This is a genomic window from Pseudomonas sp. Leaf15 (genome assembly GCF_001421425.1).
GTDB lineage: Bacteria > Pseudomonadota > Gammaproteobacteria > Pseudomonadales > Pseudomonadaceae > Aquipseudomonas > Aquipseudomonas salomonii.
Genome location: NZ_LMKI01000001.1, coordinates 12,657 through 38,921 on the forward strand (window position 1 = coordinate 12,657; position 26,265 = coordinate 38,921).

Annotated in this window: 29 protein-coding genes and 1 pseudogene; 9 read left to right on the forward strand and 21 right to left on the reverse strand. The window is 60.9% G+C overall.

Annotated elements, in window-relative coordinates; all coding sequences use genetic code 11:
- The first annotated feature begins 3 nt into the window (after positions 1 to 3).
- The 3 genes from ASE80_RS00065 to ASE80_RS00075 all read left to right on the forward strand — a co-directional run bounded on the left by ASE80_RS00065 (position 4) and on the right by ASE80_RS00075 (position 2,833).
- Entirely contained in the window at positions 4 to 876 is an 873-nt protein-coding gene (locus ASE80_RS00065) for an urea transporter (protein WP_056857117.1), read from the forward strand.
- A gap of 31 nt (positions 877 to 907) precedes the next feature.
- Positions 908 to 1,732: an ion transporter gene (locus ASE80_RS00070; protein ID WP_056857118.1), complete on the forward strand. Its 825-nt coding sequence runs from the start codon at positions 908 to 910 to the stop codon at positions 1,730 to 1,732.
- Positions 1,733 to 1,828: 96 nt separating this feature from the next.
- The gene (locus ASE80_RS00075) at positions 1,829 to 2,833 is read left to right on the forward strand and encodes a sulfate ABC transporter substrate-binding protein (protein WP_056857119.1); all 1,005 of its coding nucleotides are present in this window, start codon (positions 1,829 to 1,831) and stop codon (positions 2,831 to 2,833) included.
- Between the two features lie 152 nt (positions 2,834 to 2,985).
- Here the strand turns inward: ASE80_RS00075 and ASE80_RS00080 are convergent, their stop codons facing one another.
- Positions 2,986 to 3,600, reverse strand: coding sequence for a DUF5666 domain-containing protein (locus tag ASE80_RS00080; protein WP_056857120.1), 615 nt, complete (start codon positions 3,598 to 3,600; stop codon positions 2,986 to 2,988).
- A gap of 178 nt (positions 3,601 to 3,778) precedes the next feature.
- Between ASE80_RS00080 and ASE80_RS00085 the strand changes: the two genes are divergently transcribed.
- The gene (locus ASE80_RS00085) at positions 3,779 to 4,975 is read left to right on the forward strand and encodes an MFS transporter (RefSeq protein WP_081321498.1); all 1,197 of its coding nucleotides are present in this window, start codon (positions 3,779 to 3,781) and stop codon (positions 4,973 to 4,975) included.
- 99 nt (positions 4,976 to 5,074) lie between these two features.
- Here ASE80_RS00085 and ASE80_RS30575 read toward each other — a convergent pair whose 3' ends face one another.
- Positions 5,075 to 5,674, reverse strand: coding sequence for a M10 family metallopeptidase C-terminal domain-containing protein (locus tag ASE80_RS30575; protein WP_236371748.1), 600 nt, complete (start codon positions 5,672 to 5,674; stop codon positions 5,075 to 5,077).
- Between ASE80_RS30575 and ASE80_RS31240 the strand changes: the two genes are divergently transcribed.
- Complete coding sequence (locus ASE80_RS31240) at positions 5,579 to 6,544, forward strand: hypothetical protein (protein WP_236708797.1); 966 nt, start codon at positions 5,579 to 5,581, stop codon at positions 6,542 to 6,544. The two genes, ASE80_RS30575 and ASE80_RS31240, sit on opposite strands and share 96 nt — an antisense overlap.
- Before the next feature lie 788 nt (positions 6,545 to 7,332).
- On the opposite strand, the gene ASE80_RS31245 is transcribed toward ASE80_RS31240, so the two are convergent.
- On the reverse strand, positions 7,333 to 8,226 hold the full coding sequence (locus ASE80_RS31245; RefSeq protein ID WP_236708798.1) for a hypothetical protein: 894 nt from the start codon (positions 8,224 to 8,226) through the stop codon (positions 7,333 to 7,335).
- Positions 8,227 to 8,509: 283 nt separating this feature from the next.
- Positions 8,510 to 9,424 (reverse strand): annotated as a pseudogene (locus tag ASE80_RS31250) (M10 family metallopeptidase C-terminal domain-containing protein); the annotation flags it as partial.
- A gap of 81 nt (positions 9,425 to 9,505) precedes the next feature.
- Here ASE80_RS31250 and ASE80_RS31255 point away from each other — a divergent pair.
- Both ASE80_RS31255 and ASE80_RS30580 read left to right on the forward strand, forming a co-directional pair.
- Entirely contained in the window at positions 9,506 to 9,847 is a 342-nt protein-coding gene (locus tag ASE80_RS31255; protein ID WP_236708799.1) for a hypothetical protein, read from the forward strand.
- A complete protein-coding gene (locus tag ASE80_RS30580) occupies positions 9,826 to 10,074 on the forward strand; it encodes a hypothetical protein (RefSeq protein ID WP_133257299.1) in 249 nt (82 codons plus the stop codon). Before ASE80_RS31255 ends, ASE80_RS30580 begins: the two co-directional genes overlap by 22 nt.
- Positions 10,075 to 10,834: 760 nt before the next feature.
- Here the strand turns inward: ASE80_RS30580 and ASE80_RS31260 are convergent.
- Positions 10,835 to 11,437, reverse strand: coding sequence for a M10 family metallopeptidase C-terminal domain-containing protein (locus tag ASE80_RS31260; protein WP_236708796.1), 603 nt, complete (start codon positions 11,435 to 11,437; stop codon positions 10,835 to 10,837).
- Between ASE80_RS31260 and ASE80_RS31265 the strand changes: the two genes are divergently transcribed.
- Positions 11,323 to 11,835 carry a hypothetical protein gene (locus ASE80_RS31265; RefSeq protein WP_236708800.1) on the forward strand — a complete coding sequence of 171 codons (513 nt, stop codon included), beginning with the start codon at positions 11,323 to 11,325 and terminating at the stop codon, positions 11,833 to 11,835. The two genes, ASE80_RS31260 and ASE80_RS31265, sit on opposite strands and share 115 nt — an antisense overlap.
- A 779-nt stretch (positions 11,836 to 12,614) precedes the next feature.
- On the opposite strand, the gene ASE80_RS00110 is transcribed toward ASE80_RS31265, so the two are convergent.
- From ASE80_RS00110 to ASE80_RS00120, 3 genes are all read right to left on the reverse strand, one after another.
- Positions 12,615 to 13,019, reverse strand: coding sequence for a type II toxin-antitoxin system HicB family antitoxin (locus tag ASE80_RS00110; RefSeq protein ID WP_056857126.1), 405 nt, complete (start codon positions 13,017 to 13,019; stop codon positions 12,615 to 12,617).
- 11 nt (positions 13,020 to 13,030) lie between these two features.
- Positions 13,031 to 13,219: a type II toxin-antitoxin system HicA family toxin gene (locus ASE80_RS00115; RefSeq protein ID WP_056857127.1), complete on the reverse strand. Its 189-nt coding sequence runs from the start codon at positions 13,217 to 13,219 to the stop codon at positions 13,031 to 13,033.
- A 115-nt stretch (positions 13,220 to 13,334) separates the two neighbouring features.
- On the reverse strand, positions 13,335 to 14,456 hold the full coding sequence (locus ASE80_RS00120) for a cytochrome P450 (RefSeq protein ID WP_056857128.1): 1,122 nt from the start codon (positions 14,454 to 14,456) through the stop codon (positions 13,335 to 13,337).
- Positions 14,457 to 14,530: 74 nt separating this feature from the next.
- Here ASE80_RS00120 and ASE80_RS00125 point away from each other — a divergent pair, with 74 nt between their 5' ends.
- Complete coding sequence (locus ASE80_RS00125; RefSeq protein WP_056857129.1) at positions 14,531 to 15,226, forward strand: ArsR/SmtB family transcription factor; 696 nt, start codon at positions 14,531 to 14,533, stop codon at positions 15,224 to 15,226.
- A 206-nt stretch (positions 15,227 to 15,432) separates the two neighbouring features.
- On the opposite strand, the gene phnP is transcribed toward ASE80_RS00125, so the two are convergent.
- From phnP to phnC, 13 genes are all read right to left on the reverse strand, one after another.
- Positions 15,433 to 16,182, reverse strand: coding sequence for a phosphonate metabolism protein PhnP (phnP, locus tag ASE80_RS00130; protein ID WP_056857130.1), 750 nt, complete (start codon positions 16,180 to 16,182; stop codon positions 15,433 to 15,435).
- Positions 16,173 to 16,745 carry a phosphonate metabolism protein/1,5-bisphosphokinase (PRPP-forming) PhnN gene (phnN, locus tag ASE80_RS00135; protein ID WP_056857131.1) on the reverse strand — a complete coding sequence of 191 codons (573 nt, stop codon included), beginning with the start codon at positions 16,743 to 16,745 and terminating at the stop codon, positions 16,173 to 16,175. The genes phnP and phnN overlap by 10 nt, the downstream gene beginning before the upstream one ends.
- Complete coding sequence (locus ASE80_RS00140; protein ID WP_056857132.1) at positions 16,745 to 17,890, reverse strand: alpha-D-ribose 1-methylphosphonate 5-triphosphate diphosphatase; 1,146 nt, start codon at positions 17,888 to 17,890, stop codon at positions 16,745 to 16,747. The genes phnN and ASE80_RS00140 overlap by 1 nt, the downstream gene beginning before the upstream one ends.
- On the reverse strand, positions 17,880 to 18,602 hold the full coding sequence (gene phnL / locus ASE80_RS00145) for a phosphonate C-P lyase system protein PhnL (protein WP_056857133.1): 723 nt from the start codon (positions 18,600 to 18,602) through the stop codon (positions 17,880 to 17,882). The genes ASE80_RS00140 and phnL overlap by 11 nt, the downstream gene beginning before the upstream one ends.
- The gene (phnK, locus tag ASE80_RS00150; RefSeq protein WP_371920490.1) at positions 18,599 to 19,402 is read right to left on the reverse strand and encodes a phosphonate C-P lyase system protein PhnK; all 804 of its coding nucleotides are present in this window, start codon (positions 19,400 to 19,402) and stop codon (positions 18,599 to 18,601) included. Before phnK ends, phnL begins: the two co-directional genes overlap by 4 nt.
- Complete coding sequence (locus ASE80_RS00155; RefSeq protein ID WP_056857135.1) at positions 19,369 to 20,235, reverse strand: alpha-D-ribose 1-methylphosphonate 5-phosphate C-P-lyase PhnJ; 867 nt, start codon at positions 20,233 to 20,235, stop codon at positions 19,369 to 19,371. Before ASE80_RS00155 ends, phnK begins: the two co-directional genes overlap by 34 nt.
- The gene (locus ASE80_RS00160; protein ID WP_056857136.1) at positions 20,228 to 21,304 is read right to left on the reverse strand and encodes a carbon-phosphorus lyase complex subunit PhnI; all 1,077 of its coding nucleotides are present in this window, start codon (positions 21,302 to 21,304) and stop codon (positions 20,228 to 20,230) included. Before ASE80_RS00160 ends, ASE80_RS00155 begins: the two co-directional genes overlap by 8 nt.
- Positions 21,304 to 21,894: a phosphonate C-P lyase system protein PhnH gene (phnH, locus tag ASE80_RS00165; protein WP_056857137.1), complete on the reverse strand. Its 591-nt coding sequence runs from the start codon at positions 21,892 to 21,894 to the stop codon at positions 21,304 to 21,306. Before phnH ends, ASE80_RS00160 begins: the two co-directional genes overlap by 1 nt.
- On the reverse strand, positions 21,894 to 22,331 hold the full coding sequence (gene phnG / locus ASE80_RS00170) for a phosphonate C-P lyase system protein PhnG (protein WP_056857632.1): 438 nt from the start codon (positions 22,329 to 22,331) through the stop codon (positions 21,894 to 21,896). Before phnG ends, phnH begins: the two co-directional genes overlap by 1 nt.
- Positions 22,332 to 22,334: 3 nt before the next feature.
- A complete protein-coding gene (phnF, locus tag ASE80_RS00175) occupies positions 22,335 to 23,039 on the reverse strand; it encodes a phosphonate metabolism transcriptional regulator PhnF (RefSeq protein ID WP_164488388.1) in 705 nt (234 codons plus the stop codon).
- A 36-nt stretch (positions 23,040 to 23,075) separates the two neighbouring features.
- Positions 23,076 to 23,858, reverse strand: a complete 783-nt coding sequence (phnE, locus tag ASE80_RS00180) for a phosphonate ABC transporter, permease protein PhnE (RefSeq protein ID WP_056857139.1) — start codon at positions 23,856 to 23,858, stop codon at positions 23,076 to 23,078.
- A 163-nt stretch (positions 23,859 to 24,021) separates the two neighbouring features.
- Positions 24,022 to 25,023: a phosphonate ABC transporter substrate-binding protein gene (phnD, locus tag ASE80_RS00185; protein ID WP_056857140.1), complete on the reverse strand. Its 1,002-nt coding sequence runs from the start codon at positions 25,021 to 25,023 to the stop codon at positions 24,022 to 24,024.
- 32 nt (positions 25,024 to 25,055) lie between these two features.
- Positions 25,056 to 25,889, reverse strand: coding sequence for a phosphonate ABC transporter ATP-binding protein (phnC, locus tag ASE80_RS00190; RefSeq protein ID WP_056857141.1), 834 nt, complete (start codon positions 25,887 to 25,889; stop codon positions 25,056 to 25,058).
- Positions 25,890 to 26,265 lie beyond the last annotated feature (376 nt).

Here is a 26,265-nt window from a genome sequence, read left to right on the forward strand (position 1 = left end):
ACCATGCACAACCCAACCTGCCCCGACTGGGCCGAAGCCCTGCTCAACGGCTTCAGCCAGATATTCCTGCAACGCCAGCCGCTGTGTGGCCTGCTGTGCCTGCTGGCCATCCTGATCGGCGCCCCGGCCTTGCTCGGCGGGGCGTTGCTGGGTGGCCTCGCCGGTTTGCTCACGGCCCAACGCCGGGGCTACCCCAAGGCCGAACGCCAGGCTGGCTTGTACAGCTACAACGGCGTACTGCTGGGTGTGTTGATCAGCCAGCACTTCGCCTGGTCGGCGTTGCTGCCGCCGCTGATTCTGGCGTGCGGCGGCCTGAGTGCGATGCTCACGCGGCTATGGTTGAAACATGCCCGCCAGCCGGATGACTTATCTGCGTACACCGCGCCCTTTGTCGGCCTGGGTTGGCTGCTGATCGGCAGCGTGCCTCAGCCTGAGTTCGCGCTGGTCGAGCCCGACGTTCTGTCTGTGGTCAGTGCGCCCTTTACCGGCCTTGCGCAAGTCATGCTGCTGGACCAGCCCCTGGCCGGCGTCCTGATTGCGCTCGGTCTGTTGCTGGCCAACCGTCGCGCCGCGCTATGGGCGCTGATCGGCGCCGTGAGTGGCGTGCTGATGGCGCTACTGATGGACGAACCTGCCAGCGCCCTGCTCGGCTTGCACAGCTACAACCCGGCGCTGGCGGCACTGGCTTTGAGCCAATCACGCCGCCAGCCGTGGCTGCCACCGCTGGGCATCCTGCTGGCGCTCATGCTCACGCCCGGTTTTGCCGCCCTGCACCTGCCTGCGCTGACTGCGCCGTTTATCCTCGCCTGCTGGCTGGTGCGCGCCACGCAGCGGATGTTCAAAACCCGCGTGGACAGCCCGTTCGAATCCCCCTAGGCTTGCTCGATATTCGATTCAGGCAGGTTTTATGGACAGCAACAGCGACTGGCGCCAGCGCCTCTATGTGATGGTATTCCAAAGCGACACCGCAGCCGGGCGGCGCTTTGACGGCATCCTGCTACTGATCATCCTTGCCAGCATTGTGATCGTGATGCTCGACAGCATCGACGAAATCCACCAGAACTACGCCAATGTGCTGGCCTATATCGAATGGGGCTTCACGCTGATCTTCGCCATCGAGTACGGCTTGCGGCTGTACTGCTCGCCCAAACCCTTGCGCTACGCCTTCAGCTTTTATGGCTTGGTGGACTTGCTGGCCATCGTGCCCGGCATCCTCGCGCTGTATTACAGCGACGCCCAGTACCTGCTGATTATCCGCATCATTCGGATGCTGCGGATTTTCCGCGTGCTCAAGCTCAGCCCGTACCTCAAACAAGCCAACTACCTGATGGCGGCGCTGCGCGGCAGCAAGCAGAAGATCGTGGTGTTCCTGGTCAGCGTGTGCACCCTGGTCACGGTTTTCGGCACCCTGATGTATGTGATTGAAGGCCCGGAGCACGGGTTTACCAGCATTCCCAAGGGCATCTACTGGGCGATCGTGACCCTCACCACCGTAGGCTTTGGCGATATCGTGCCGAAGACGCCGCTGGGCCAGGTGATTTCGTCGCTGGTGATGATCACCGGTTACTCGATCATCGCCGTGCCCACCGGGATTTTTACCGCTGAACTGGCCAGCGCCATGCGCGGTGAACAGCTGGAACACGACTGCCCGGTGTGCAAGAAAAACAGCCACGAACCGAACGCGGCGTTTTGCTCGCGCTGCGGCAGCAACCTGTTTCATAAAGTGGAATAAGCACAGTACGTTTTAATCTTTAAACGCCTATGCAGGCCCGGCTATAGTTGCTGGCAAATTGCCCCCAATCTTCTCTCGAACAACAAGGAATGAGCAGTGAAAAAAATCCTCAGCGCCTCTCTTCTGGCCGCGGGCCTGGCCCTGGCTGGTGCCGTGCAAGCCGCACCGGTCACACTGCTTAACGTCTCCTACGACGTGATGCGCGACTTCTATAAAGACTACAACGCCGCTTTCCAGAAGCACTGGGAAGCCGAGCACCCGAACGACAAACTGACCCTGCAGATGTCTTTCGGCGGTTCCAGCAAACAAGCGCGCTCGGTGATCGACGGTCTGCCGGCGGATGTGATCACCATGAACATGGCCACCGACATCAACGCCCTGGCGGATAACGGCAAACTGGTGCCGGACAACTGGGTCACGCGCCTGCCGAACAACAGCGCGCCGTTCACCTCCGCCACCGTGTTTATCGTGCGCAAAGGCAACCCCAAGGCCCTGAAGGACTGGCCCGACCTGCTCAAAGACGGCGTGCAAGTGATCGTGCCCAACCCGAAGACCTCGGGTAATGGCCGCTACACCTACCTGTCGGCCTGGGGTTATGTGCTGAAAAACGGCGGTGATGAAGACAAGGCCAAGAAATTTGTCGGCGAGCTGTTCAAACATGCGCCAGTGCTGGACACCGGCGGCCGTGCCGCCACCACCACGTTCATGACCAACCAGATCGGCGATGTGCTGGTGACCTTCGAGAACGAAGCGGAAATGATCGCCCGTGAATTCGGCCGTGATCAGTTCGAAGTGATCTACCCAAGCGTCTCCGCCGAAGCTGAGCCGCCAGTGTCGGTGGTCGACAAAGTGGTCGACAAAAAAGGCACCCGCGTCGCAGCCGAGGACTACCTGAAGTACCTGTGGTCGCCGGAAGGCCAGGAAATTGCCGCCAACAACTACCTGCGCCCGCGTGATCCTAAAGTGCTGGCCAAGTACACCGACCGCTTCCCGAAAGTCGACTTCCTGTCGGTGGAGAAGACCTTTGGTGACTGGCGCACCGTGCAGAAAACCCACTTCAATGATGGTGGGGTTTTTGACCAGATCTACAGCGGGCAATAAATCGCTCTAACTGAAGAAATGCAGTCAACTGTGGGAGCTGGATTGCCTGCGATGCAGACACCTCGGTGTATCAGGCATACGGGGGTGATGCTATCGCAGGCAAGCCAGCTCCCACACAAGCCAGCTCCCACATTTGTTTTTGTGTTTGGCGGTTACATCGGCGGTGTCACGCCATCCTTGCCGGCTGAGATCGCCTGGGCCGTAATGGTCCCATCCGGCGCTTGCGCCGCAAACAACACCACCTTCACGCCCGCCTTGAGCAAGCTGCGATCGCCCGGCTCAAGGTTCACGATCGGCACATCCTCCGGCACCACAATCTTCTGCTCGCCGCCTTTGTACTTCACGGTCAGGGTGCGCCCGTTGCTGACCACCAGGTCGCCCACCGTGCCGTTGGTCATGCTGCTGCCTTCTTTCAAGTCGAACGCGCGGTGCCCGTCGCCTGTGCCGGCCATGGCCGGTGGGAATACGTGGACTTCCAGCGCAGTCAGGGTGCCATCGGCGTTCGGCATGGCGGCCGAGCCGATGTAGCTGCCGGGCTTGATCTCATCGATCTTGGCCAGGGTGACGGCGCGTACCTGGGTGGCCGGCGTGAGATGCACCACCACCTCTTCACCACTGTTGACCTTGACGTGCATCGCGTCGCCGTCCATCGCAGTAATGGCGCCGCGTACGCCAACCCGTGGGGCCTCGGCGGCGTTGGCCAGCCCAATGGCCATGGCCGCAGCCAGGGTGGAGGCCAGGAGCATCTTGTTCAGCGTGATTTTCATCGCAATGGATTTCCTGTTTCGACAGTTATGCCTGAATGTATCATTGGCGCTTGCCCCAAAAGTTAACGATTCAGTCATTAATTTGCGGCATGAGTGATATCAATGCGCGCGCTCTACACCGGCGCTGGCGTTGTCTTTACTCTCGCACGCCACCTTCCTTCGCTTTAACGAGAAAACCATGACGGCTACCTCACACGCTTCAAGCACCATGACCCGAGGCATGGTGATGCTGTTTGCGTTCTGTTGCGGCGCCATTGTTGCCAACATCTACTACGCCCAGCCGATCATCGAGCTGATCGCGCCGGACATCGGCCTGACCCCGGCACTGGCGAGCCTGATCGTCTCACTCACGCAAATCGGTTACGCCCTGGGCCTGTTCTTTCTGGTGCCCCTGGGCGACCTGCTGGAAAACCGCAAGCTGATGATCATCACCAACCTGGTGGCCATCGCCAGCCTACTGGGTGCAGCGTTTGCCGAGCAGCCGAATGTGTTCCTGCTTGTGTCGTTGCTGATCGGCTTCAGTTCCGTCTCGGTGCAGATTCTTATCCCGCTGGCCGCGCACCTGGCGCCCGCCGAGTCCCGCGGCCGGGTGGTCGGCAGCATCATGGGCGGCCTGTTGCTGGGCATCCTGCTGGCGCGGCCGGTGTCGAGCCTGGTGGCGGACCACTTTGGCTGGCGTGCAATGTTCATGGCGGCGGCTGCAGTGATGGTGTTTATCAGTGCCGTGCTGATGCTGACTATCCCCAAGCGCCAGCCCGACCACAGCGCCAGCTATGGCCAACTGCTGGGCTCGCTGGGCACCTTGCTGCGCAAACAACCGGTGCTGCGTCAGCGGGCCTTCTACCAGGGCTGCATGTTCGCCACCTTCAGCCTGTTCTGGACCGCCGCACCGTTGGAGCTGGCGCGTAACCATGGCCTGAGCCAAAGCGAAATCGCCCTGTTTGCCCTGGTCGGCGCCCTCGGCGCCATCGCCGCACCTATTGCCGGGCGCCTGGCAGACGCCGGGCACACGCACCGCGCCTCACTGCTGGCGATGCTGTTTGCCGCGTTGAGTTTTCTGCCAGCCTTGGTGCACCCGTTGTACAGCGTGATCGGCCTGGCGGTGACCGGCGTGGTCCTGGACTTCTGTGTGCAGATGAACATGGTGCTCGGCCAACGCGCCGTCTACGCCCTCGACGCCAACAGCCGCAGCCGCCTGAACGCGCTGTACATGACCAGCATCTTCATCGGCGGCGCCTTCGGCTCGGCGATTGCCAGCAGCGTGTATGAACACGGCGGTTGGCTGGGTGTGATGCTGGTGGGCAGTGCGTTCCCGCTGGTGGCGTTGTTGCGGTTTTTGAGTGCGTCACGTGGCGTTCTGGCGACCGCCGCCTGATCGTTCAACACGCAAAAAGGCAGGACTTGATCAAACCTCGATCAAGCCCTGCCCACTCTCTAAGCCAACGGCCGCCTTTACGGCTACCGGCTTAAGGCATCACAAATAACCGCCCTCTGGAATCTTCAAACCCACCACATCTTCCGGACTGATCATTTTGGTGCTTTTAATCAGGAAGTCGGTCTTGCCATCCCCATCCAGGTCTATCGCCAGCAGGTAACGCCCCGTTTGCGGATTGAACTTGATAATGGTATCGCCCGCCTGCCCCGAATAGGCATCCACGAAGTTGAAGGTGACCTTGCCGTCGATCGCCATTTGCGACAGGTCGATCTTGTCCTGGCCGCTATTGAAGTCCAACAGCAAGTCGGCATTGGCACGAGTAGAATCGGTGAACGCGTTGAACTTGAAGGTATTCCAGCCCCCACCGCCCACCAGAGTGTCGGCCCCTGCACCGCCTGTCAGCACGTTATCCGCACTGTTGCCGATAAGCCGGTCGTTACCACTCCCGCCGATAGCATTTTCAATCACCGACTTCTCAGCGATCCGCACGTTCTCCCTCATCCCACCCACGCTGGAAGCCGCCCCCCCACGCAAGTCGACGATTTGATCCTGCTCGAAGCCGGAAAAGTCGAACGTATCTACCCCACGGTCATCCCAGACATTGAACTGCGGTTTAACGGAGGCCGATGTGAGCGTCATCTCCGGCCTTCCGGTATTGGAGTTGAAGCCATAGGTGGTGTCATCTGCCAGGGGCTTGCCTTTGGGCTGAGTAACGGGCGGGTTGATCACGGCGCCCTGACCCGGTGGGGTCGGAGCGATGCCGCCTTTGCCACCTTTACCGGTTGGGGTTGGAGTGACGCCGCCTTTGCCGTCCTCACCCGCTGGGGTCGGAGTGACGCCGCCTTTGCCACCCTGACCCGCAGGGGCCGGAGCGACGCCGCCTTTGCCGCCCTGACCCGCTGGGGCCGGAGCGACGCCGCCTTTGCCGCCCTGACCCGCCGGGGCCGGAGTGACGCCGTCTGTGCCGCCCTGACCCGCTGGGGCCGGAGCGACGCCGCCTTTGCCACCCTGACCCGCTGGGGCCGGAGCGACGCCGCCTTTGCCATCCTGACCCGCTGGGGCCGGAGCGACGCCGCCTTTGCCATCCTGACCCGCTGGGGCCGGAGCGACGCCGCCTTTGCCGTCCTGACCCGCTGGGGCCGGAGCGACGCCGCCTTTGCCGTCCTGACCCGCAGGGGCCGGAGCGACGCCGCCTTTGCCACCCTGACCCGCTGGCGCCGGAGTAACGCCGTCTTTGCCGTCCTGACCCGCTGGGGCCGGAGCGACGCCGCCTTTGCCACCCTGACCCGCCGGGTCCGGAGCGACGCCGCCTTTGCCGCCCTGACCCGCCGGGGCCGGAGTGACGCCGCCTTTGCCGCCCTGACCCGCCGGGGCCGGAGTGACGCCGCCTTTGCCACCCTGACCCGCTGGAGCCGGAGTGGCGCCGTCTTTGATCGGGTCCAAATCAACTTCTGGCTGGGGCATACAGTTGGCAGTGAAAACGTGGTGATTCAACCCATCCATACCTGAGAGAAACCCGGTGCCCAGGGTTGGTTCTCCAGCCTGGAGCAGCCTGGGTGCGTCAGGATTGAAATTCGATCCGTACATCCGCTGCAAACTGGTCGGCCCACCTGTCATCGGCGCAGAAAGACTCAGCAACTTATCGCCCATCGAGGACTGTTCATTGCTTTTCGAATGCACATCACCCTTGTTGGCGGGTGCAGGGTCGACAGGGCTAGCCGATGGTGCCGCCGATAACGGTGCAGGCGCCAGATTCGAGGTGTTCACAAAGGCATTCAATACGGGTGAATTAACATTAATCATAATTAGACTTTCTCGATTAGTTATAAAAAAATACAACAGCCCAACATTTCGCAGCTGTAACACTCGCGAACTTTTAAATACTCAACAATCAATCAACAGCACGCCTGCCAACCCAACAATTGCTGTCAGGCTTAGTGGATCGAATAACGTTCACAAACAAGCCATTTTACTTTCCTCCTGATTATCCACACTCACCAAACTCAAGGTACCAACGAAAAGTGCGAGACTATAACGATACGTCGCACGGGCACGCCAAACCGTCTGAATAAGTCAGCTATATCTCGAACACCGACAACCTGTGGAAACCAAACTATTCAACGGTCGCGAAAGGGCCATTTACTTAAAACATGGGACTTCACTTTACGTCTTCCACGCACTGCTACCTGTGAACTGATTCGCGCCCCAAGCCTGCGTTGAAAAAGGCGACTTCCGAGTGGCCGATACCAACAGTGGTGAGCGTTCTCCAGCGCCGGCCTTCACGCTATGTGCCTGTTTCACGTACGAGGCGCCAGCCAGTAGCCTGCGAGGGTCCGAAAGACCAAAAGAACATGAGGTCGGTGCCGGTTCGCATGGGTCAGGTTTTGGATCGCATGGAGCCGGGCTCGGATCGCATGGGTCCGGCTTCGGATCACGAGGGTCTGGCTGCGGATCGCGTGGGTCCGGCTTCGGATCACGAGGGTCTGGCTGCGGGTCGCGTGGGTCCGGCTTTGGATCACGTGGGTCCGGCCTCGGATCGCGTGGCACCGGCTTCGGATCACGCGGGTCTGGCTGCGGATCACGAGGGTCCAGCTTTGGATCACGTGGGTCCGGCTTTGGATCACGTGGGTCCGGCCTTGGATCGCGTGGCATCGGCTTTGGATCACATGGGTCTGGCCTCGGGTCGCATGGGTCCGGTTTCGGATCACGTGGATCTGGCTGCGGGTCGCGTGGCGCCGGCTTCGGATCACGTGGATCTGGCTGCGGGTCGCGTGGCGCCGGCTGCGGATCGCGTGGATCTGGCTGAGGGTCGCGTGGCGCCGGCTTCGGATCACGTGGATCTGGCTGCGGGTCGCGTGGGGCCGGCTTTGGATCACGTGGGTCTGGCTGCGGGTCGCGTGGCGCCGGCTTCGGATCACGAGGGTCTGGCTGCGGGTCGCGTGGGGCCGGCTTCGGATCACGAGGGTCCGGCCTTGGATCGCGTGGGACGGGCTTCGGATCACATGGGTCTGGCCTCGGGTCGCATGGGTCCGGCTTCGGATCACGAGGGTCTGGCTGCGGGTCGCGTGGGGCCGGCTGTGGATCACGAGGGTCTGGCTGCGGGTCGCGTGGGGCCGGCTTCGGATCACGAGGGTCTGGCTGCGGGTCGCGTGGGTCAGGCCTCGGATCGCGAGGGTCTGGCTTCGGATCACGTGGATCTGGCTGCGGGTCGCGTGGCGCCGGCTTCGGATCACGTGGATCTGGCTGCGGGTCGCGTGGCGCCGGCTTCGGGTCGCATGGGTCCGGCTTCGGATTGCATGGGTCCGGCTTCGGCTTACAGGGATCGGGTTTCGGCTCACACCAGTCTGGCTTGGGTTCCTTGGGTTCAGGACGCGGATCTGCCTTGGGCTCCTTGGGTTCAGGCTTGGGCTCTTTCGGCTTGGGCTCAGGATCTGTCGCTGGGGTTCCCTCATGGGACAACACATCACTGGCTTTCATCCGGCCAATGCTTTTTATGAACAGGTCTGTCTTACCGTTACCCGTCAGGTCCAGCGACAAGCTTCCTTCACGGCTGCCTTCGTCGTATTTGAGCACTACTTGGCCGGGTTGACCGTTTAACCGCTCAACGAATTTAAGGCTGCTGATGCCTGCCCTTTTCATGACCGCAGAGACATCAATCTTGTCTGCGCCGCTCTCAAAATCCAGGATCACATCGGGGTTATCAAGTGTGGAGTCACTGGCCCGGTCATAGACGAAAGTGTCTCCTGCGCCACCACCTTGCAACCGATCGGCTCCCGCTCCTCCCTTGAGGCGATTGGCGACCTGGTTACCCACCAAAGAGTCGTTCCCCGCGCCTCCCACAGCGTTTTCCAACGTAACGCCTTTGGCAATCGAGACGTTACCCTTCAACGCGCCCACGTCTGAAAACGACTCAGCATTAAGATTGATCTTCTGGTTATGTGAAAACCCGGAAAAATCCAATGTGTCATTCCCGCCACCGTCCCATACACAAAAAACAGGGTTGTCGCTATTCGATTTCAAACTCAACGCTTCGCGATTGGTATTGGAGTTGAACCCATACGTGGTATCGGTGTTACGGGTTTTAGTGTTGGCTCCGTAGAGCTTCTGAATACCCGCAATATCATCCATCATCGGCGCTGAGGGATGCAGCGAACTGAAGTTATGTCCCGGCTGGTTTTTTTCCGAAAAGTAACTCATCACAGAACGCGCCCTGGTATCCCCGGCATATTCCGCGTGCTTATCATAGTTGCCATACCCATTATACTTTCCAGGGTGCTCCAACCCGACGGCGTGGCCAATTTCGTGAATAAGCACTTCTCGAAAAAAACTGCCTAACGCCGGGTTGGCGCCCGCGTTGGCCGTGCCAATTTTTGCAAACGTTCGGTTCATATATTTAGTCGGGAGCGACGCCTCACCCCCTGATGTTCCAGGCCTGTCATCAACGCTGACTTCGCCGTCAGCCTTTTGCGCATGTTCAGTGAACGTCACATTGGCGACATCCTGCCAGGATTGCAGTGCCTGCCTGGCCTGATCGGCCTGCTGCGGCGTGAACCCCTTGGAGATCCGAAACGACAAGTCAATTTTCCCGTCGCCATCACGATCATTAAATCGAAACCCACTGCGGGTAATATGCGCTCCGGCTTGTTCTGTCGTCAGTACGCGTTTATTGCTGTTCCGGGTATACGCCTCAACGGGCCGCTCTGGGCTGACATTTACTTGGGAAGCAAGCGCCTGCTGTCCAGCACCGTTGATAGCGAGTGGCTCTGGTACTCTCATAAACAAAAGTCCTCATGCGAATCAAACTCGAAATGAACCATCGCCCAATTCAAGATGCCGACCTCCCGCTTCACAAGAGCGGCAGTAGTTATCGGCGCAACACAAAGTTCGCACAGCAAACCTTATCGCACCAGACGCCAATTATTTCAGCAGGACATACTTTAAAACTTCAAAACAGTTTAAGCACTTCGCCGCAACGCTTTGAAACTGCACACTCAACAACCGCGCACCACCGCGAGCCACAACTCGTTGATTTAGATTAAAATAAAAAAATTAAAACACACTAATAACAATTTCAATGTCAACACGTTACTCACAACCAGACAAACCCTGCACGCGAACATATAAGCACCCCACCAGCACTTCCTACACAACTTAGTCCGCAAGGATAAGAACCCTTAATATGAACCGAAGGAAGAGTCAAACAATCGCAACATCGATAATTTCGTCTGTCCCGTTGCAGTAACTCTATGCACCGTAACGGGTGATCCATCTGACAGACCAGACGCTGAAGACTTGAAAGTCAGAATGGGGACAGACATGCCCAACGCGCCAGCAAAATAGCCTGACCATCAAATAGCATGCCGCCGTTCACTTATCGCCAGGACCGGCGATGGCAACAAAGCTGAGTCAGAAAGCAGCCGACCGCTCAGCCATCAACGCAAGCTGCTGGCGCTTGAGGTCGGGATCTACCCGCTTGTTCACGCACGAATAAGGGAGTTGTATGGGTTTCGACAGACTCGCGGCTGCGCGGCTTATCCGTGAAATGCACCGTTCAGAAAGGCAACACCCAGGGCTGACGACCAGACAAAGTGGGCGACATGCACACGTGCGTATGCCTTAACCTTTGCTGTGCCGCACTGATTGAAAGACAGGCTTGATCACGACGCGAGTCCGTATCAAGCCTGTCAAGAAGAGCGATTGACCAGCGCAATCAGCGCGTGAGCCGAGCGGCGTGCCTAAGCAGCCTGCTGGAGGAGGCGCAAGGCGCTAGCTCAGGATGGTCAACGCAATGTGCACTTTTCAGGATAGCCCGATAACGTCTTCCGGGCTGACGGGTCGACTGCTCTTGATCAGGAAGTCACTTCTAAAATTACCCGACAGGTCGACCGCCAAAAAATAACGTCCGGTATCCGAATTGTATTTAATGACGGTGTCACCGGGCCTGCCCGTAAAACCATGCACAAGGCTCAGTTTGACACCCGCCGACTCAGCCATAGTACGCAGGTCGATTTTGTCCCAACCCGTTTTGAAGTCCGTGAGCAGGTCTGCACTGCCGTAAGCGGAGTCAGAAACCGAATTGTATTTAAAGACGTTGCTTTCACCTGCGCCACTCAAGGTGTCAGCCCCCGCTCCACTGATCCGTACATTGTCTGCCTCGTAGCCGAGGATCCGGTCATTACCGGAACCACCAATGGCATTGTCAACTGACCTGGCGCCAGCTTCGCTGTTCGAGTTGAAGTCATATGGGGTGGCCTGCGCAGCACCTTTCCACGGTTCTGGTAAGGGGCATGGCTCAGGCTCGGGTTCTGGCCGTGGACATGGCTCGGGCTCAGGCTCTGGCAGCGGGCATGGCTCGGGCTCAGGTTCTGGCGGCGGACATGGCTCGGGCTCAGGCTCTGGCAGCGGGCATGGCTCGGGCTCGGGTTCTGGCGGCGGACATGGCTCAGGCTCTGGCTCTAGCGGCGGGCATGGTTCGGGCTCTGGCTCTGGCGGCGGACATGGCTCAGGCTTTGGTTTTGGCGGCGGGCATGGCTCGGGCTCAGGTTCTGGCGGCGGACATGGCTCAGGCTCTGGCTCTAGCGGCGGGCACGGCTCGGGTTCAGGTTCTGGCGGCGGACATGGCTCAGGCTCTGGCTCTAGCGGCGGGCATGGCTCGGGCTCAGGCTCTGGCGGTGGACATGGCTCAGGCTTTGGTTTTGGCGGCAGGCACGGCTCAGGCTTCGGTTCTGGCGGCGGGCATGGCTCAGGCTTCGGTCTTGGCGGCGGACATGGCTCAGGCTTCGGATCTACACATTGGATAAATAGCGTTTTAAACTCATGGAGTTTTTTTACAAAAAAGTTAAAAAAGCCACTGACCAGATTAAACCCAAAGGAAATTTTCTCGCGAATGCTTCTGGAGAACCGTGCACTTACGTCACCATCACACACACTTTCCCTTGACCGTGACGCATAAGTATTGAACGTGCCAGCCTTATGTTCAAAGACAATACGCGCACTGCTTCGATAACCCTGCACAGTAGAGTACGGGGAATTCATCGCTTTACCGGGCCTATTTAAAACGGTGAACCCTCCCGAGTCCCTAGGCGGTTCATACGCCCGCAAACCCACGTTTGAAACAGGTAGTTTCATTATCCAAAATCCTCTTTTCCAAAAAATAACTGCAAATTAATTCAACCCATCGATCCTCACTTCCTTTTGTGGGAATACATGAGCATCCGAATGAATCACCACTAAATTCGCACGCTCGAAAAAGCCAGACAACACCTTATTCATTGCAAACAAAAACACGACTTAATGTGTAGGACCGAAGCAACAAAAAAAACAAAAAAGTTAAACAAAACAAGAATTTTTCGGACACAGCCAGCAGAACTTTCAACGCAACTCATAAATAACTGATAGTTGATCAGCACTGACACAGCAAATAACGCGCGAGGGCAACCCCACTAAAAGACTATTAATTTCTTACATAAAAAAATAAACACGTTAGGCACTTGGACACACGCCTGCAGGAAGCAACCTGTTCGGGCAGGTTGGGCAAACCGGTTGCTGTCCGCCCGCGCAGGTCCATGCATTGTTTCCCTCAGGAACGCACCAACTTCTCCAGCGCCGCATCCGCCAGAAATGACGAGCGGCTTTTGACTTTGTGCTCACGCACATAGCGATCGATTCGCTGAATGACATAACCGGGCAAGGTCACATTGACCTTCTCGGTCTTGCCCAGGTAGGGCGAGATATCCAACTCCAGCATGCCCCAGCCCATCCCGGCGTAGTCTTCGTGGGCGTGGTGATTGGCCACTGACGTCGGCATCGGGATTGCGCCACCTTCGGCCGCGATCTCTTGCAGCATGATGTGGGCGATTTCTACCGCGGCGTTGTACGCCTCTTCAAAACTGTCTCCGGCGGTGACCGCGCCTGGAATATCGGGGATCTGAATACCGGTGGCGGTGAAGTCATCGCCCCATTCGATACACATTGGGTATTGCATGCATGCTCTCCTTAAAACTGAATCAGCCCGGCGCGCTTGCGGATGCTGCGGACCGTGCCCATAGGCAGGTCCTTTTTGGGATGAGGCACCGGGATCGTGTACGGGTTATAGCGGTGGGTAAAAACATGATGACTGCCCGTGACCCGATCCAGCACCCAACCCGCCTCTTGCAGCTCCTTGATCAATAACCTGCTTTGCACCCCAGCCTCCTTGGCTTGGCCTGAATAAAAATAACCCTAGAGTTATCTTTACTCAAGCACAGTTTTTGTTGGCCGGACTGGCGGGTGTTTTGCTGAATATTGAAATGCAGAAGGGTTACTGGCTTGGCGCCGCAGCACTGAACCTGGGGATACGACCGTTAAGCGAGGGCCAGTAGCAAAACCGGCCAGCGTCAGCCAGCAAATCGGGCTGATGACGCAGCAAGGCCAACAGCGCTTGCGCGGCGATCGTCAACGCCATCTGTTGGCCTGGGCACTGATGGCGCCCTATACCAAAGCTGAACAGGCGCCGTTGCGCGCGCTCCAACAGGAAGCTGTCAGGATTGGGGTTGGCCTCGGCGTCCCGATTGGCCGACGCCAGCAGGACTAAAACACTCTCTCCCGCCGCCAACACCCGGTTGCCGATGGTGCAGCGCGCCGCCACGAATCGCCGTGTGTTTTGCACCGGTGAATCGTAACGAGCCACTTCTTCCACCAGCGCCGTGGCGAGGGTTGGCGTGCGCACAATCTGCGCCACCCGCTCAGGTTGGCGCGCGAGCATCACCAGTGAATTGCCGATCAACCCGGCGCTGGCTTCGCAGGTCTGCGACAACAACCCGATCAGATTGGCCGTCAATACCTGCGTGTCCTCCCAGTTGCCGCTGCGAATATGGGCCAGCAGTGCGGTTTCCTCCAACACCGCACAAAACATCTGCTGCAACTGCGACGCACCGGCCTGCGCATTGCACAACTGGGCTTCACTGCTCAGCGGTGAAAGGCCCGCGACAAACTCCCGCGTTAGCCCGGCGACACGCGCCAACTGTGGCGCCGGGCACCCCAGCAGCGACGCGACCACCGAGACGGGCAAGGTAAACATCAGCGCATCCAGGCTCTGCACGCTGTCGATTAACCGAGCGACCCGCTCGGCGATGGCCGTCGCCGCCACAGCCGCTAACGCCGGCTCAATCGCCGCCCGAGGGCATCGATGCGCCGGGCCTTCGTTCATGCGCATCCACCGCGCAAAAACCTGTCCCGCCGCACCCTGTGCAATCGCCTTGGGCACCGGCTCATGCAACGGGCGTACGCGACAATCCGGGTATGCCAGCACCGCCTCCACCGTCTTGGCGCGGCTGGCGATCCACAGGCCCAGTTCGGCATCGAACATCAGTTCTGCATCGCGCCTAAGGCTTGCGTAATACGGATAGGGATCTACATGGGTTGCGGCTTGCAGCGGTGTCATCCGGGACGTCCTGTGCTTGAAGAAGCGTTACTATCGGCGCTCCCACGCAGCAATGATTCGCTCAGGAACGAAATATGAACGCCTTTGATGATGACGCGGCACTCTCACAAATCGCCGGTGCGATAGCAGAGCCTGCGCGCACCAAAATGCTCTGTGCGCTGATGGATGGCCATGCGCGCACCAGCACCGAGATGGCCGTGATTGCCGGCGTCAGCACCTCGACGGCCAGCGCCCACTTGGCCAGGCTCAAGGACGATGGCCTGCTCACGCTGCACACCCAGGGCCGCCATCGTTACTACAGCCTCGCCGGCGCGCACGTGGCCCAGGCCATCGAAGGGTTGATGGTGATCAGCCGCAACACCGCCCAGGCATTTGTGCCCAGCACGCCCAACCGCCTGCAGCTCGCACGCACCTGCTACGACCACATGGCCGGGACACTGGCGGTGCAACTGCACGACCATTTCATCGCCTCTGGTTGGCTGGTTGGTGACGGCACCTATGCGCTGACGGAGTCCGGCGAAACCGCGATGATCGCGTTGGGGCTGGATCTGCCTGCGTTGCGTGCGCAGCGTCGGCGTTTCGCCTGTGCCTGCCTGGACTGGAGCATGCGCCGCCCGCATTTGGCCGGGGCACTGGGCGCAGCGGTTTTGCAGTGTGTGATTCGTCGCGGCTGGGTGACCCAGGATCTGGACAGCCGCGCGCTGGGCGTCACGGCCAAGGGGCGCAAGGCGTTTGCAGCGCGCTTTGGAATACAACCTGCCGGACAATAAAGACCAAAGGTGGGAGCGGGCTTGCTCGCGAATGCGGTGGGTCAGTCAGCTCATCTGTCACTGACACACCGCATTCGCGAGCAAGCCCGCTCCCACAGTTGACCGCATGCAGTTTTGAATATGAGGTCGGCGGCGGATTTGCATGCACCGAAGAACTGCTTTTCTGTGGGAGCTGGCAAGCCAGCTCCCACAGGGTTATGTGGTGTTCAAATAATCCGGCCATCCCATGCCACCGTCACATGCCGTGGCAACTCGCGTCGGTGTTCCAGCAGCCACGCATCCAGGGTGTGCCCCACATGGGTCAGCACACCCAACTGCGCGCCGGTTTCTTCGATGCTCTGCAACGCCAGCGTCAGGTCATTGTGATTACGCGGCGTTTGCGGCTGCGGTGGCATGGAGCAGTCGAGTACCAACACGTCCAACGGTTCCCGTTGCAACCAGGCCCGCGTGGCCGGCGGCAAGCCCACCGTGTCGGTGAGGTAGGCGATGCGCCGCCCCTCGCCTTCGAGCAGATAACCCAAGGTCAGCTTTGAATGCTGCAACGGCAATGCAGTGACGCTCAGCTCACCAAACTGCCGTGTTTCGAACTCGGCAAACGGCTGGCTGAAATCGAGGATGCCCGGATGTTTGTAGAGGTCGGACAAACCCTCCGGGTCGGCGGGGCCGTGTACCGGAATGATCAAACCCTGGCCCCAGCGCAGGTGCAACAAACCCTGAGCGTGATCGGCGTGATAGTGGGTCTGCAAAATCCCATTGAAACTGCGCGGCGGGAAGCGTTCGCAGAGGTCGGGCAAGCCGCTGTCGATCAACCAGCGCTGCTCGCCGCATTCGATCAACGCGCTGCACGGGCGGCGGCGCAGGCTGGCATCGGTGCGCGCCAAACCGCACGCCGCGCACTCGCAGCCATATACCGGAACTTGCCGCGCGTCACCGGTGCCCAGCAAGGTCAGGCGCATGCCGTGTGCCCGTGATCAAGGCAGCAAAGCAAACGCTCGACGGTGTTTTCCAGCGGGCCGGAATTGTCGAGCACGGACAAGCCGGCGCCATTGCCTGCGATCAAATCGGCGGTGAACCGCGCATTGCGCGCCAGGCGTTCCTCGATATCGGCCTGGGACTCGCGCCCGCGCGCCGTCAGGCGCTGGCGCAACACGGCCTGATCCACCGTCAACAGCAGCACCAGCAAGCTCGGATAGCGCTCACGGGTTTGCGCCAGGTGCGCACGCGAGCCATTGACCAGCACATCGTCCCCCGCCGCCAGCCATTCGTCGATGGCCTTGGGAATGCCATACCACAAGCCATTGGCCTGCCAACTGAGGGCAAACGCGCCCTCGGCCAGCAGCGCGGCGAACTGTTCGGGGCTCACCCCTTGCGCGGCCTCGCCCACCGCTTCCGGCGAACGGGTGATCACGCGGCGCACAATGCGGCAGCCGCGCTCGGCCAAGCGCGGGCGTGCGGCATCCAGCAGGCTGTCCTTGCCCGAACCGGATGGCCCGATGAGATAGATCAACCTGCCTGCCATCAAAACACCCTCTTCGCCTGTCGCCAGACTTGTTGCACTACAGGAAGCCCTTCGCAACGGCGGGCCTGCACCAGATCCGCTCGCAGGCCAATGGCGATTTCACCGCGATCATTGAGGCCCGCCGCTTGCGCAGGCGCCAGGCTGATCATCTTGACGGCCCGCGACAGGTCGCCGCCATCCTGTTGATCGGCCAGTACAAAGGCCGCCTGCAACAGGCTGGCCGGGTAGTAATCACTGGAAAGTATATCCAGCAATCCCTCGGCAGCCAGGCCGGCGGCGGCCACATTACCCGAGTGCGACCCGCCGCGCACCACGTTCGGCGCGCCCATCAGCACTTTCATGTTCAGCGCCTGGCAGCCCTTGGCCGCCTCCAGCGTGGTGGGGAATTCAGCAATGGTCATGCCATAGCCCGCCGATTCTTCCACGTGTGCCAGCGTCGCGTCGTCATGGCTGGCCACCGACAGGCCGCGTTCCAGGCAATGCGCAACAATGGCGGCGCGATAGCGGTCGCTGTACGCCTTGGAGTTGGCCATTTGCAGCACGATAAACGCGTCCATGGTTTCGTCGTTGAGGTGGTACTTGCCCATGTAGTACTCACGGTACTTGGATTCGAGCACGAACTGGCGCTGGCCCGGCGAATGGTCCATCACCGACACTAGGCGCACCAGCGGGTTTTCCACCAGGTCGCGGAACACGCTGAGGGTGTCCGGGTGACACAGCTCGCAGCGCAGGTGCAGGTGGTGCTCGGCGCGGGTCAGGCCGGCATCTTCAGCCTGGGCGATGGCATCGAGCATCGCCGGCAGCTTTTTCATGCGGTTGCCCTTGGGGTTCACATCGCCGATGGACACCGCGTCGAACACCGTGGTGATCCCCGCCGCGATAATTTGCGCATCATGGCTGAGCACCGCCGAGATCGACGGCCAGTCCACGCCGGGGCGCGGGGTCATGTGTTTTTCCAGGTTGTCGGTGTGCAGCTCTACCAGGCCCGGCAACAGGCAATCGCCGCCCAGGTCCTGGGCCTGGGGCAACTGGCTGCGGCCCTCGGCGATGTCGACAAGCTTGCCGTCGCGCAGCACCACCGTGCCCAGGAACATGCGCTCAGCCGTGACGACCTGGGCATTGGTGAGGATTTGTTCAGCGGGCATGGGCGTATTCCTCTTCGGCAACGGCTGCAGGGGTCATGTCGAAATGGCGGTCGGCGACCGCTTCACGGGCGGCGCGGTCGTGGAAGATGCCGATCAGCGCCGCGCCGGCGGCCTTGGCTTCGTTCATCAGTTCCAGCACCACCTGGCGGTTGTTGTCATCCAGGGACGCGGTAGGTTCGTCCAGCAACATCACCGGCCAGGCGACCATGAAGCCGCGGGCGATGTTGACGCGCTGTTGTTCGCCACCGGAGAAGGTGCCGGGCGCCAATGGCCACAAGCGCTGCGGGATGTTCAGCCGCGTGAGCAACAGTTCGGCGCGGGCCTGCGCATCGGCCTTCGACCAGCCACGGGCCAGGGCCGGCTCCATCACCACGTCCAGGCAGGCCACGCGGGGGATCACGCGCAGAAACTGGCTGACGTAACCGAGGGTCTGCTGGCGCACCTGGAGAATGTCACGCGGCTCGGCGCCGACCAGCTCCAGCCACTCACCGGCATGCTGCACACGAATACTGCCGCCCGCCGGTAAATAGTTGCCGTACAGCGTGCGCAGCAAGGTGCTTTTACCCGCGCCGGACTGGCCATGCAGCACCAGGCATTCACCGCCCTGCACACTGAACGCCACACCGCGCAGCACGTTAAGCACCACGCCGTGTTGCTGATGCAGGGTGAAGGTTTTCGAGAGGTCACGGACCTCGATCAAGGCATTTGTCATGGCTGCAATACCGAAGACACCAGCAGTTGAGAGTAAGGGTGCTGTGGATCGTCGAGGATCTGGTCGGTGAGCCCGGTTTCCACCACGCGGGAGCGGCGCATCACCATCAGGCGGTCGGCGAGCAAACGCGCAACGGCCAGGTCGTGGGTGACGATCACCACCGCCAGATCCAGCTCACGCACCAGGCCGCGCAACAGGTCGAGCAGGCGCGCTTGCACCGACACGTCCAGGCCGCCGGTGGGTTCGTCCATAAACACCAGGCGCGGGCTGGAGACGAGGTTGCGGGCGATTTGCAGGCGCTGCTGCATGCCGCCCGAGAAGGTGCGCGGCAAATCGTCGATGCGCTGCGGGTCGATTTCCACCTGGCCGAGCCAGTCCAGACCGGCATCGCGCAGTTGCGCATAGTTGCGCACGCCTTGGGCCATCAGGCGTTCGCCGATATTCGCACCGGCCGACACGCCCATGCGCAGGCCGTCCCGTGGGTTCTGCTCGACAAAACCCCATTCGGTGCGCAGCAAGGTGCGGCGCTCGGCTTCGCTGGCACTGTACAAATCCAGCCATTCGCCGTCCTTGCTGCGGTAGCCGATGCTGCCGGCTTGCGGCGGCAAACGCCCGCTCAACAACGAGAGCAAAGTGGATTTACCCGAGCCGGACTCGCCGACGATGCCCAGCACTTCGCCGGGGTAAAGATCAAAGCTCACGCCCTGGCAGCCCTTCTCCGGGCCGTACAGCAACGACAGCTCACGTACTTGAAGCAAAGGCTGGCTCACTGGTTGTTCTCCTTGACTCGTTGGGCGCAATACCAGGTGTCGGAACACACAAAACTCTGGGTTCCTGCGTCGTCGAGAATCAGTTCATCGAGAAAGGAATCGTGGCTGCCGCAAATGGCGCAGTTGTGCGCCCACTTCTGCACTTCGAACGGATGGTCTTCAAAGTCCAGGCTGGTGACCTGGGTGTACGGCGGCACCGCGTACAGGCGCTTTTCGCGACCGGCGCCGAACAGCATCAGTGCCGGGCTCATGTCGAGTTTGGGGTTGTCGAATTTGGGGATCGGCGACGGGTCCATCACGTAGCGCTCATCGACCATCACCGGGTAGGCGTAACTGGTGGCGATATGGCCGAAGGTGGCGATGTCTTCGTAGAGTTTGACGTGCATCACCCCGTAGTCATTCAGGGCGTGCATGGTGCGAGTCTCGGTTTCCGAGGGTTCGATAAAGCGCAGCGGCTCGGGAATCGGTACCTGGTAAACCATGATCTGACCGGCCTGCAACGGCGTTTCCGGGATGCGGTGGCGGGTCTGGATCACGCTGGCGTCAGGCGTGGCTTCGGTGGTGGCAACCCCCGCCGTGCGGGCGAAAAAGCGCCGGATCGACACGGCATTGGTGGTGTCGTCGGCGCCCTGGTCGATCACCTTGAGCACGTCCTCATCACCGAGGATCGCGGCGGTCAACTGCATGCCGCCGGTGCCCCAGCCGTAAGGCAATGGCATTTCGCGGCCGCCAAACGGCACTTGGTAACCCGGGATCGCCACGGCCTTGAGCAAGGCGCGGCGGATCATGCGTTTGGTCTGTTCGTCGAGGTAGGCGAAGTTGTACGCCGGGTCGCGCACAGCCGGTTGGCTCAAGTCATTCATGGCGGTTGCCCTCGGCCGGTTGGCGCAGTTTGCGGATCAGTTCCAGCTCGGACTGGAAGTCCACGTAGTGAGGCAATTTGAGGTGCGAGACAAAACCCGCCGCCTCGACGTTGTCGCAGTGGGCCAGCACAAACTCTTCACGTTGGGCCGGTGAAACGACTTCTTCGTTGTATTCCCCGGCGCGCAGCGAGCGGTCGACCAGCGCCATGCCCATGGCCTTGCGCTCGGCATGCCCAAACGCCAGGCCGTAACCACGGGTGAACTGTGCAAGCTCAGTGGCCGAGCCGACAAACTGGTTGACCATCTCGCACTCGGTGACTTCGATGCTGCCCAGGCAGATGGGAAAGCCCAGCTCTTCGGGGTCGATCCACACTTCGACGTCGCCGATGCGAATCTCACCGGCAAACGGGTGATTGCGGCCGTAACCGCGTTGATTCGAATAGCCCAGCGCCAGCAGAAAGCCTTCGTCGCCACGGGCCAGGGCTTGCAGGCGCTCGGCGCGGCTGGCCGGGTATTCCAACGGGTCGCGGGTGATGTCGGCGACGCTGGCGTTGTCGTCGGCTTCGTTTTTGATCAAGCCTTCTTTGGCGAGCAAACCGAGCACCCGCGGGCAGGCTTCAATCTGCGCATCGGCCGTGGTCTGCGGGCCTGGGTATTCACCTTCGGCCAACAGCGAAAAATCCAGCAGGCGGTGGGTGTAGTCGAAGGTCGGGCCCAGCAGTTGGCCGCCGGGCACGTCCTTGAAGGTGGCCGACAGGCGCCGGCTCAAGCACATCTGCGACGTATCAATCGGCAGGCTCGGGCTGAAGCGCGGCAGCGTGGTGCGGTAGGCGCGCAGCAGGAAGATCGCCTCGACCAAATCCCCTGCCGACTGCTTGATCGCCAGCGCAGCCAGCTCTTCGTCAAACAACGAGCCTTCGGTCATTACCCGCGCCACCGCCAGCGGCAATTGCTCGCGGATTTGCGTCACGCTTAACTCGGGAATCGCAGTATCGCCCCGGCGTTTTTTCGCCAGCAGGCGGTGGGCGTTGTCGATGGCCTGTTCGCCACCTTTGACGGCTACGTACATCAGGCGTGCTCCTGTGCAATGCGGCTGCTGCGCGGCAGACCGATCAGGTGGTGGCCGGCGGTGAACAACAGGTCCAGGCCACGCGGGAAGGCTTCGCGGCGTTGGCGCTCCGGCCAGAAGGCTTGCGGCACCGGCAGGTTGACCAGGCGCTGGGTTTTGATCCCTGGGCCGCGCCAGTGCAGGCCGCGACCGGATTCGAGGTCGGTGAGCTGAACCAGCAAGGTGCAGGACTGATCCGGATAACGGTCGTTGCCGTGGTCGAAGCCGCCGAGGTCGAGCAGGTCTTGCTCGCCCAGCAGCGCAAACACCGCGTCTTCGCGCTTATCGGTGAGCGGGCAACCGCAGTGGAAGGCCAGGTTGGCGCGGATCAGCGGCGTGTCGAAGCTCGGCGCCAGCCACAGCGGCGTGTCCCTATCCAGCAGGGCCAGGCACAGTGCATAAGTGGCGGGCGCCAGGCCGTCGAGGCGTGGCGCGGACGGCAGATGCTGGATCAAACCGGGTTCGGCCAGCGCCTTGAGGGCCGCACGAAAACCGCGCTGGGCATCCAGCACCGGCTCGACAAACGCCGGTTGCAACAGGTGAGCGTTCATCAGTTTTCTCCTCGCACCAGGGTGAAGAACTCGACCTTGGTGGCAGCGGTATCGGCTTGTTTTTCGGCGCGGCGTTTGGCTTGGGCAGTGGCCAATGCGGTGATCAAGTCGCTGAGCCACAGGCTCGGTTGCGTGCCTTGCAGATGGGCATCGGCCAACGCGGCCAGCTCGGCATGCAGCTTGTCGCGCCCGGCCAGGTAGCTGTAGCCGGTGCGGCCGTCGGCCAGGCGCACCACGCAGCGGGTCACGCTCATTTCGCCGACGTTGAAGGCTGCGCCGTCACCGCCCATGCGCCCGCGCACCAGGGTCATGCCGATTTCCGGGGCGCGGATCAGTTGGTATTCGGCGTCTTTCAAGGCCGCTGCGTGGGGTTGCAGTTCATTGAGCTGGGCGCGGGCTAATACGCCGATCCAATGTTGTCGCGGGGACACATTCATCATTCAAGTCACCACTTGGTACTGAAAGCGATCCGAACGGCTGGTGGACTGCGCCAGCTCCACCGGGCAGCCGTCGCGATCGCAGGAAAGGGTAAACACCGTGAGGGCCGGCAAGTGCCGAGGCATCATCAGCAGCGCGGCTTCATCGCGGTTGGGCAAACGCGCACCGATCAGGCTTTGGGTGCGGGTCAGCGGCAGCGCTCGTTCACGCAGGTACTGGCGCAGGGAGCCGCCGGTGTAATCGGCCAGCAACGGCGCACGGCTGGCGCAGTAGCGATGGCGGATCAGGCTGACGGGCTGGTGGTCGAGCTTGCGCAGGGTTTGCAGCTCGATCATCGGCGCCATCTCGGCGATGCCCAAATGCAGGGCTTCGTCGCGGCTGGCGTAGCAGTAGCGGCGCTTGAGCAACACCGCCTCAACGCCCACGCCCTGGGCCGACAGCGATTGGCTGTAGGAGGTCTCGGCGCCCATCGAGTAAATCAGCGGGCGGTCGAGCACCTGGGTGCCCTTGCCCTGACGGCGCAACAGGCTGCCTTCAAACACCAACTCGTCGATGGCGCGGCGCAAGGTGTGGCGGTTGACGCCAAAACGCTCGGCCATGTGCACCTCGCCGGGCAGGAAGTCGCCGGCCTGGTAGCTGCTCAATTCACGGCGCAAAATATCGGCGAGTTCGCGGTACACCGGCTCGTCTTGTCTAGACAACTGCATGCTTAAAAAAAGCGCCGCGCGGGCACCCCTCCGGCGTCAGATGAACTGCTTGCGCAGGCGTTGGGACAGCACGTCGATACCGCTCACCACCACGATGATCACCAGCAGCACCGCGCAGGTTTGTACGAACTGGAAGGCGCGAATGTTTTCCCAGAGGATCACGCCGATCCCGCCGGCGCCGACCATGCCCACCACGGTGGCCGAGCGCACATTGGCTTCGAAGCGGTACAGCGCGTAGCTCACCCACAGCGGCATCACTTGCGGGATCACGCCGTAGATCACTTCCTGCAAGGCACTTGCGCCGGTGGCTCGCACGCCTTCTACCGGGCCTGGGTCGATGGCTTCGACGGCTTCGGCAAACAGCTTGGCGAGCACGCCGGTGGTGCTGATCCACAAGGCCAAAACACCGGCAAACGGACCGAGGCCGACGGCGACCACGAACAACATCGCGAAGACCATTTCATTGATGGAGCGGAAGGCATCCATCACCCGGCGCAGCGGTTGGTGGACCCACCACGGGGTGATGTTGTCGGCGCACAGAATGCCCAGCGGCACCGAGCAGACGATGGCCAGCACCGTGCCCCACAGGGCGATTTGTACGGTGACGATCATCTCCTTGAGGTAGGAGCGCCATTCGTGGAAGTCGGGCGGGAAGAAGTCGGCGGCGAAGGTCGCCATGTTTCCGGAATCGCGGTACAGCGCCAGCGGGTTCATCTCGGCGCCGTGCCAGGCCCAGGCCAGCAGGACCAGGAACAGGCCCCAGCCGAGGTATTGCGGCCAGGTTCTTTTACCCACTGCTTCAGCATGTAAGGTAGTCATGGGTCACTCTCGGTAAAGGTTGGAACTGGACCTAATGTGGGAGCGGGCTTGTGTGGGAGCGGGCTTGCTCGCGAATGCGGTGTATCAGTCGCTGAATGTGTTGAATGACACACCGCTTTCGCGGGCAAGCCCGCTCCCACATTGACCCGGTTCCTACAGGGGGTTAGCCGTTGGTTGCGGTTTTCTTGTCCAGCTCGGAGATGCGCTGTTGCAGCTTGGCCAGGTCAGCGTCTATGTCGGCGAGCTTCTTGGCTTTGTCGGCCGCTTCCAGCTTGTCGTCAGCACTGATGGTGGTGCGCTGCTTGAACAGCTCCAATTGGCGGATCGACAAGAGCTGGTCGTCGTTGGAGGCGAGGAACTTGCCCAACTGCATGTTCTTCAGCACCGCCTTCTCTTCATCGGTGTCGCCGTAGTGGGCGAAGAAGTCGCGGATCTTGGTTTTCTCGCTGTCCGTCAGCGCCTTGCTCCACACCATCGGGTCGGCCGGAATCAGCGGCGATTTCCAGATCACCTTGAGCATTGCGGCTTTGTCCGGCTGGGTGACTTCCAGGCGGTCCCAGCTTTCGGTGTTGAAGGTGGCCACGTCCAACTGCCCCTTGGCCACGCTGAGTGCGTTGACTTCATGGCTGGAGTTGAGCGTGCGTTTGAACGCGGTGGCGGCATCCACATGGTTCTTGGCGAACACGTAGTAGCCCGGCACCAGGTAGCCCGAGGTGGAGTTCGGGTCACCGTTGCCGAAGGTCAGGTTCTTGGCGTTCTTGAGCATGTCGTCGACGTTGTTGATCGGGCTGTCCTTGCGCACGATCAGCACGCTCCAGTAACCGGCGGCGCCGTTGGCGGCGGCGGTCTGGGCGAAGATCTCGCCGTTGGAACGGTCCACCGCTTCCATCGCGGCCTTGTTGCCGAGCCAGGCCACGTCGACCTTGTTAAAGCGCATGCCCTGAATCAACCCGGCGTAGTCGGAGGCGAAGGTGGCGTTGATGGTCAGGCCGGTCTTCTTGTGCATGTCATCCAAAAACGGCTGCCAGATGCTCTTGAGGTTCTGCGAAGACTCGGTGGACATGATGCCGAAGTTGATGGTTTTGTCGGCGGCCTGGGCGGTGCCCATGGCGGCGCCGACCAGCAACACTGCAGACAGAAACACGTGGCCGATACGGTTCAACATGGACGGGATTCCTGTGGGTCGTGAGTAGGGTTTCAAGCGCGCGCCATGGCCAGCCGAGGCGTGGCGACGGCTGTGCGGGTGTGGTCGGAAAACATCAGGCTGGTGTCGACATCGGCACCGTACAAATCGTTGAGGAACTGGCTGCTCATGGCGCTGCCCTGCCCGTCGAAATGAATGCGCCCGCCTTTAAGGGCCACGGCACGCGGGCAATAACGCATGGCGTAATCGACTTGATGCAGGGTCACCACCACGGTCTTGCCGTCGCGGCGGTTGATGTCGGCGAGGATCTCCATGACCTTGCGCGCCGACTCCGGGTCCAGCGAGGCGATAGGCTCATCGGCGAGGATGACTTCGGCGCGCTGGGTCAATGCACGGGCAATCGCCACACGCTGCTGCTGGCCGCCGGACAAGGTCGAAGCACGCTGCCCGGCGAGGTCGGCCAAGCCCACGCGGGCCAGGGACTCGAGGGCAAAGGCCTTTTCCTCGGCATTGAACAAACCGAGGTTGCCGCGCCAGCGCGGCATCCGGCCCAGGCAACCGAGCAGTACGTTGTCGAGCACGCTCAGGCGGTTGACCAGGTTGAACTGCTGGAAGATGTAGCCGATGTCTGCGCGCAACCGCCGCACCTTGCCATTCAAACGCCCACTGGCCTGCACCTCCCGGCCCAACACCGTGACGCTGCCGCCGTTGCTCTTGTCGCAACAGGCCAGGCCCGCCAAATGGCGCAACAAGGTGGACTTGCCGGAACCGGAAGCGCCGATCAGCGCGACCATCTCACCGGATGCAATGGTGAGTTCGAGGTCGACCAATGCGGATTTCTTCGCAAAGGTCTTGTTCAAGTGATCGACATGGATAGCGTGAGTCATGGGCTTCTCTGTCTGGTTTGAACAGCCACACAAGGGCTGCGGTTGAGTTCAAACGACAGTAGGCGCGGGAGGTGTCAGTGCTATTACTTGCACATGACTGCACGGGGGCGGATTGATGAAGGTTTTGTGAAAGGTTGGATGCGCCCCTGAGAGGTCTTGTTGTGGCGAGCAGGCTTGCCCTGCGTTGACCGATCGTTCCCACGCTCTGCGTGGGAATGCCGCCTGGGACGCTCTGCGTCCCGAAGCAGGCGAAGGTTTGCGCAACGGTGACGCAGAGCGTCACGGGATGCATTCCTTTGCTGCGCGTGGGAACGATCGGTAAGACCATAATAAATTCGCTGATAACAACTAACCGACCTATCTACAATTCCAAACC

What these genes read in the sequence shown, in the direction of transcription:
- phnE (WP_056857139.1), bottom strand. Translation starts at nt 23,858, where the DNA reads ATGACTACCTTACATGCTGAAGCAGTGGGTAAAAGAACCTGGCCGCAA.
- phnL (WP_056857133.1), bottom strand. Translation starts at nt 18,602, where the DNA reads ATGACAAATGCCTTGATCGAGGTCCGTGACCTCTCGAAAACCTTCACC.
- ASE80_RS00110 (WP_056857126.1), bottom strand. Translation starts at nt 13,019, where the DNA reads ATGCAATACCCAATGTGTATCGAATGGGGCGATGACTTCACCGCCACC.
- phnN (WP_056857131.1), bottom strand. Translation starts at nt 16,745, where the DNA reads ATGGCAGGCAGGTTGATCTATCTCATCGGGCCATCCGGTTCGGGCAAG.
- ASE80_RS31265 (WP_236708800.1), top strand. Translation starts at nt 11,323, where the DNA reads ATGGCTCAGGCTCGGGTTCTGGCCGTGGACATGGCTCGGGCTCAGGCT.
- ASE80_RS00065 (WP_056857117.1), top strand. Translation starts at nt 4, where the DNA reads ATGCACAACCCAACCTGCCCCGACTGGGCCGAAGCCCTGCTCAACGGC.
- ASE80_RS30575 (WP_236371748.1), bottom strand. Translation starts at nt 5,674, where the DNA reads ATGACGCTCACATCGGCCTCCGTTAAACCGCAGTTCAATGTCTGGGAT.
- ASE80_RS00120 (WP_056857128.1), bottom strand. Translation starts at nt 14,456, where the DNA reads ATGACACCGCTGCAAGCCGCAACCCATGTAGATCCCTATCCGTATTAC.
- ASE80_RS30580 (WP_133257299.1), top strand. Translation starts at nt 9,826, where the DNA reads ATGCGAATCAAACTCGAAATGAACCATCGCCCAATTCAAGATGCCGAC.
- ASE80_RS31255 (WP_236708799.1), top strand. Translation starts at nt 9,506, where the DNA reads ATGTTCAGTGAACGTCACATTGGCGACATCCTGCCAGGATTGCAGTGC.
- ASE80_RS00085 (WP_081321498.1), top strand. Translation starts at nt 3,779, where the DNA reads ATGACGGCTACCTCACACGCTTCAAGCACCATGACCCGAGGCATGGTG.
- ASE80_RS00080 (WP_056857120.1), bottom strand. Translation starts at nt 3,600, where the DNA reads ATGAAAATCACGCTGAACAAGATGCTCCTGGCCTCCACCCTGGCTGCG.
- phnG (WP_056857632.1), bottom strand. Translation starts at nt 22,331, where the DNA reads ATGAATGTGTCCCCGCGACAACATTGGATCGGCGTATTAGCCCGCGCC.
- phnF (WP_164488388.1), bottom strand. Translation starts at nt 23,039, where the DNA reads ATGCAGTTGTCTAGACAAGACGAGCCGGTGTACCGCGAACTCGCCGAT.
- phnP (WP_056857130.1), bottom strand. Translation starts at nt 16,182, where the DNA reads ATGCGCCTGACCTTGCTGGGCACCGGTGACGCGCGGCAAGTTCCGGTA.
- ASE80_RS00155 (WP_056857135.1), bottom strand. Translation starts at nt 20,235, where the DNA reads ATGAATGACTTGAGCCAACCGGCTGTGCGCGACCCGGCGTACAACTTC.
- phnC (WP_056857141.1), bottom strand. Translation starts at nt 25,889, where the DNA reads ATGACTCACGCTATCCATGTCGATCACTTGAACAAGACCTTTGCGAAG.
- ASE80_RS00140 (WP_056857132.1), bottom strand. Translation starts at nt 17,890, where the DNA reads ATGCCCGCTGAACAAATCCTCACCAATGCCCAGGTCGTCACGGCTGAG.
- phnD (WP_056857140.1), bottom strand. Translation starts at nt 25,023, where the DNA reads ATGTTGAACCGTATCGGCCACGTGTTTCTGTCTGCAGTGTTGCTGGTC.
- ASE80_RS00070 (WP_056857118.1), top strand. Translation starts at nt 908, where the DNA reads ATGGACAGCAACAGCGACTGGCGCCAGCGCCTCTATGTGATGGTATTC.
- ASE80_RS00160 (WP_056857136.1), bottom strand. Translation starts at nt 21,304, where the DNA reads ATGTACGTAGCCGTCAAAGGTGGCGAACAGGCCATCGACAACGCCCAC.
- phnH (WP_056857137.1), bottom strand. Translation starts at nt 21,894, where the DNA reads ATGAACGCTCACCTGTTGCAACCGGCGTTTGTCGAGCCGGTGCTGGAT.
- ASE80_RS00125 (WP_056857129.1), top strand. Translation starts at nt 14,531, where the DNA reads ATGAACGCCTTTGATGATGACGCGGCACTCTCACAAATCGCCGGTGCG.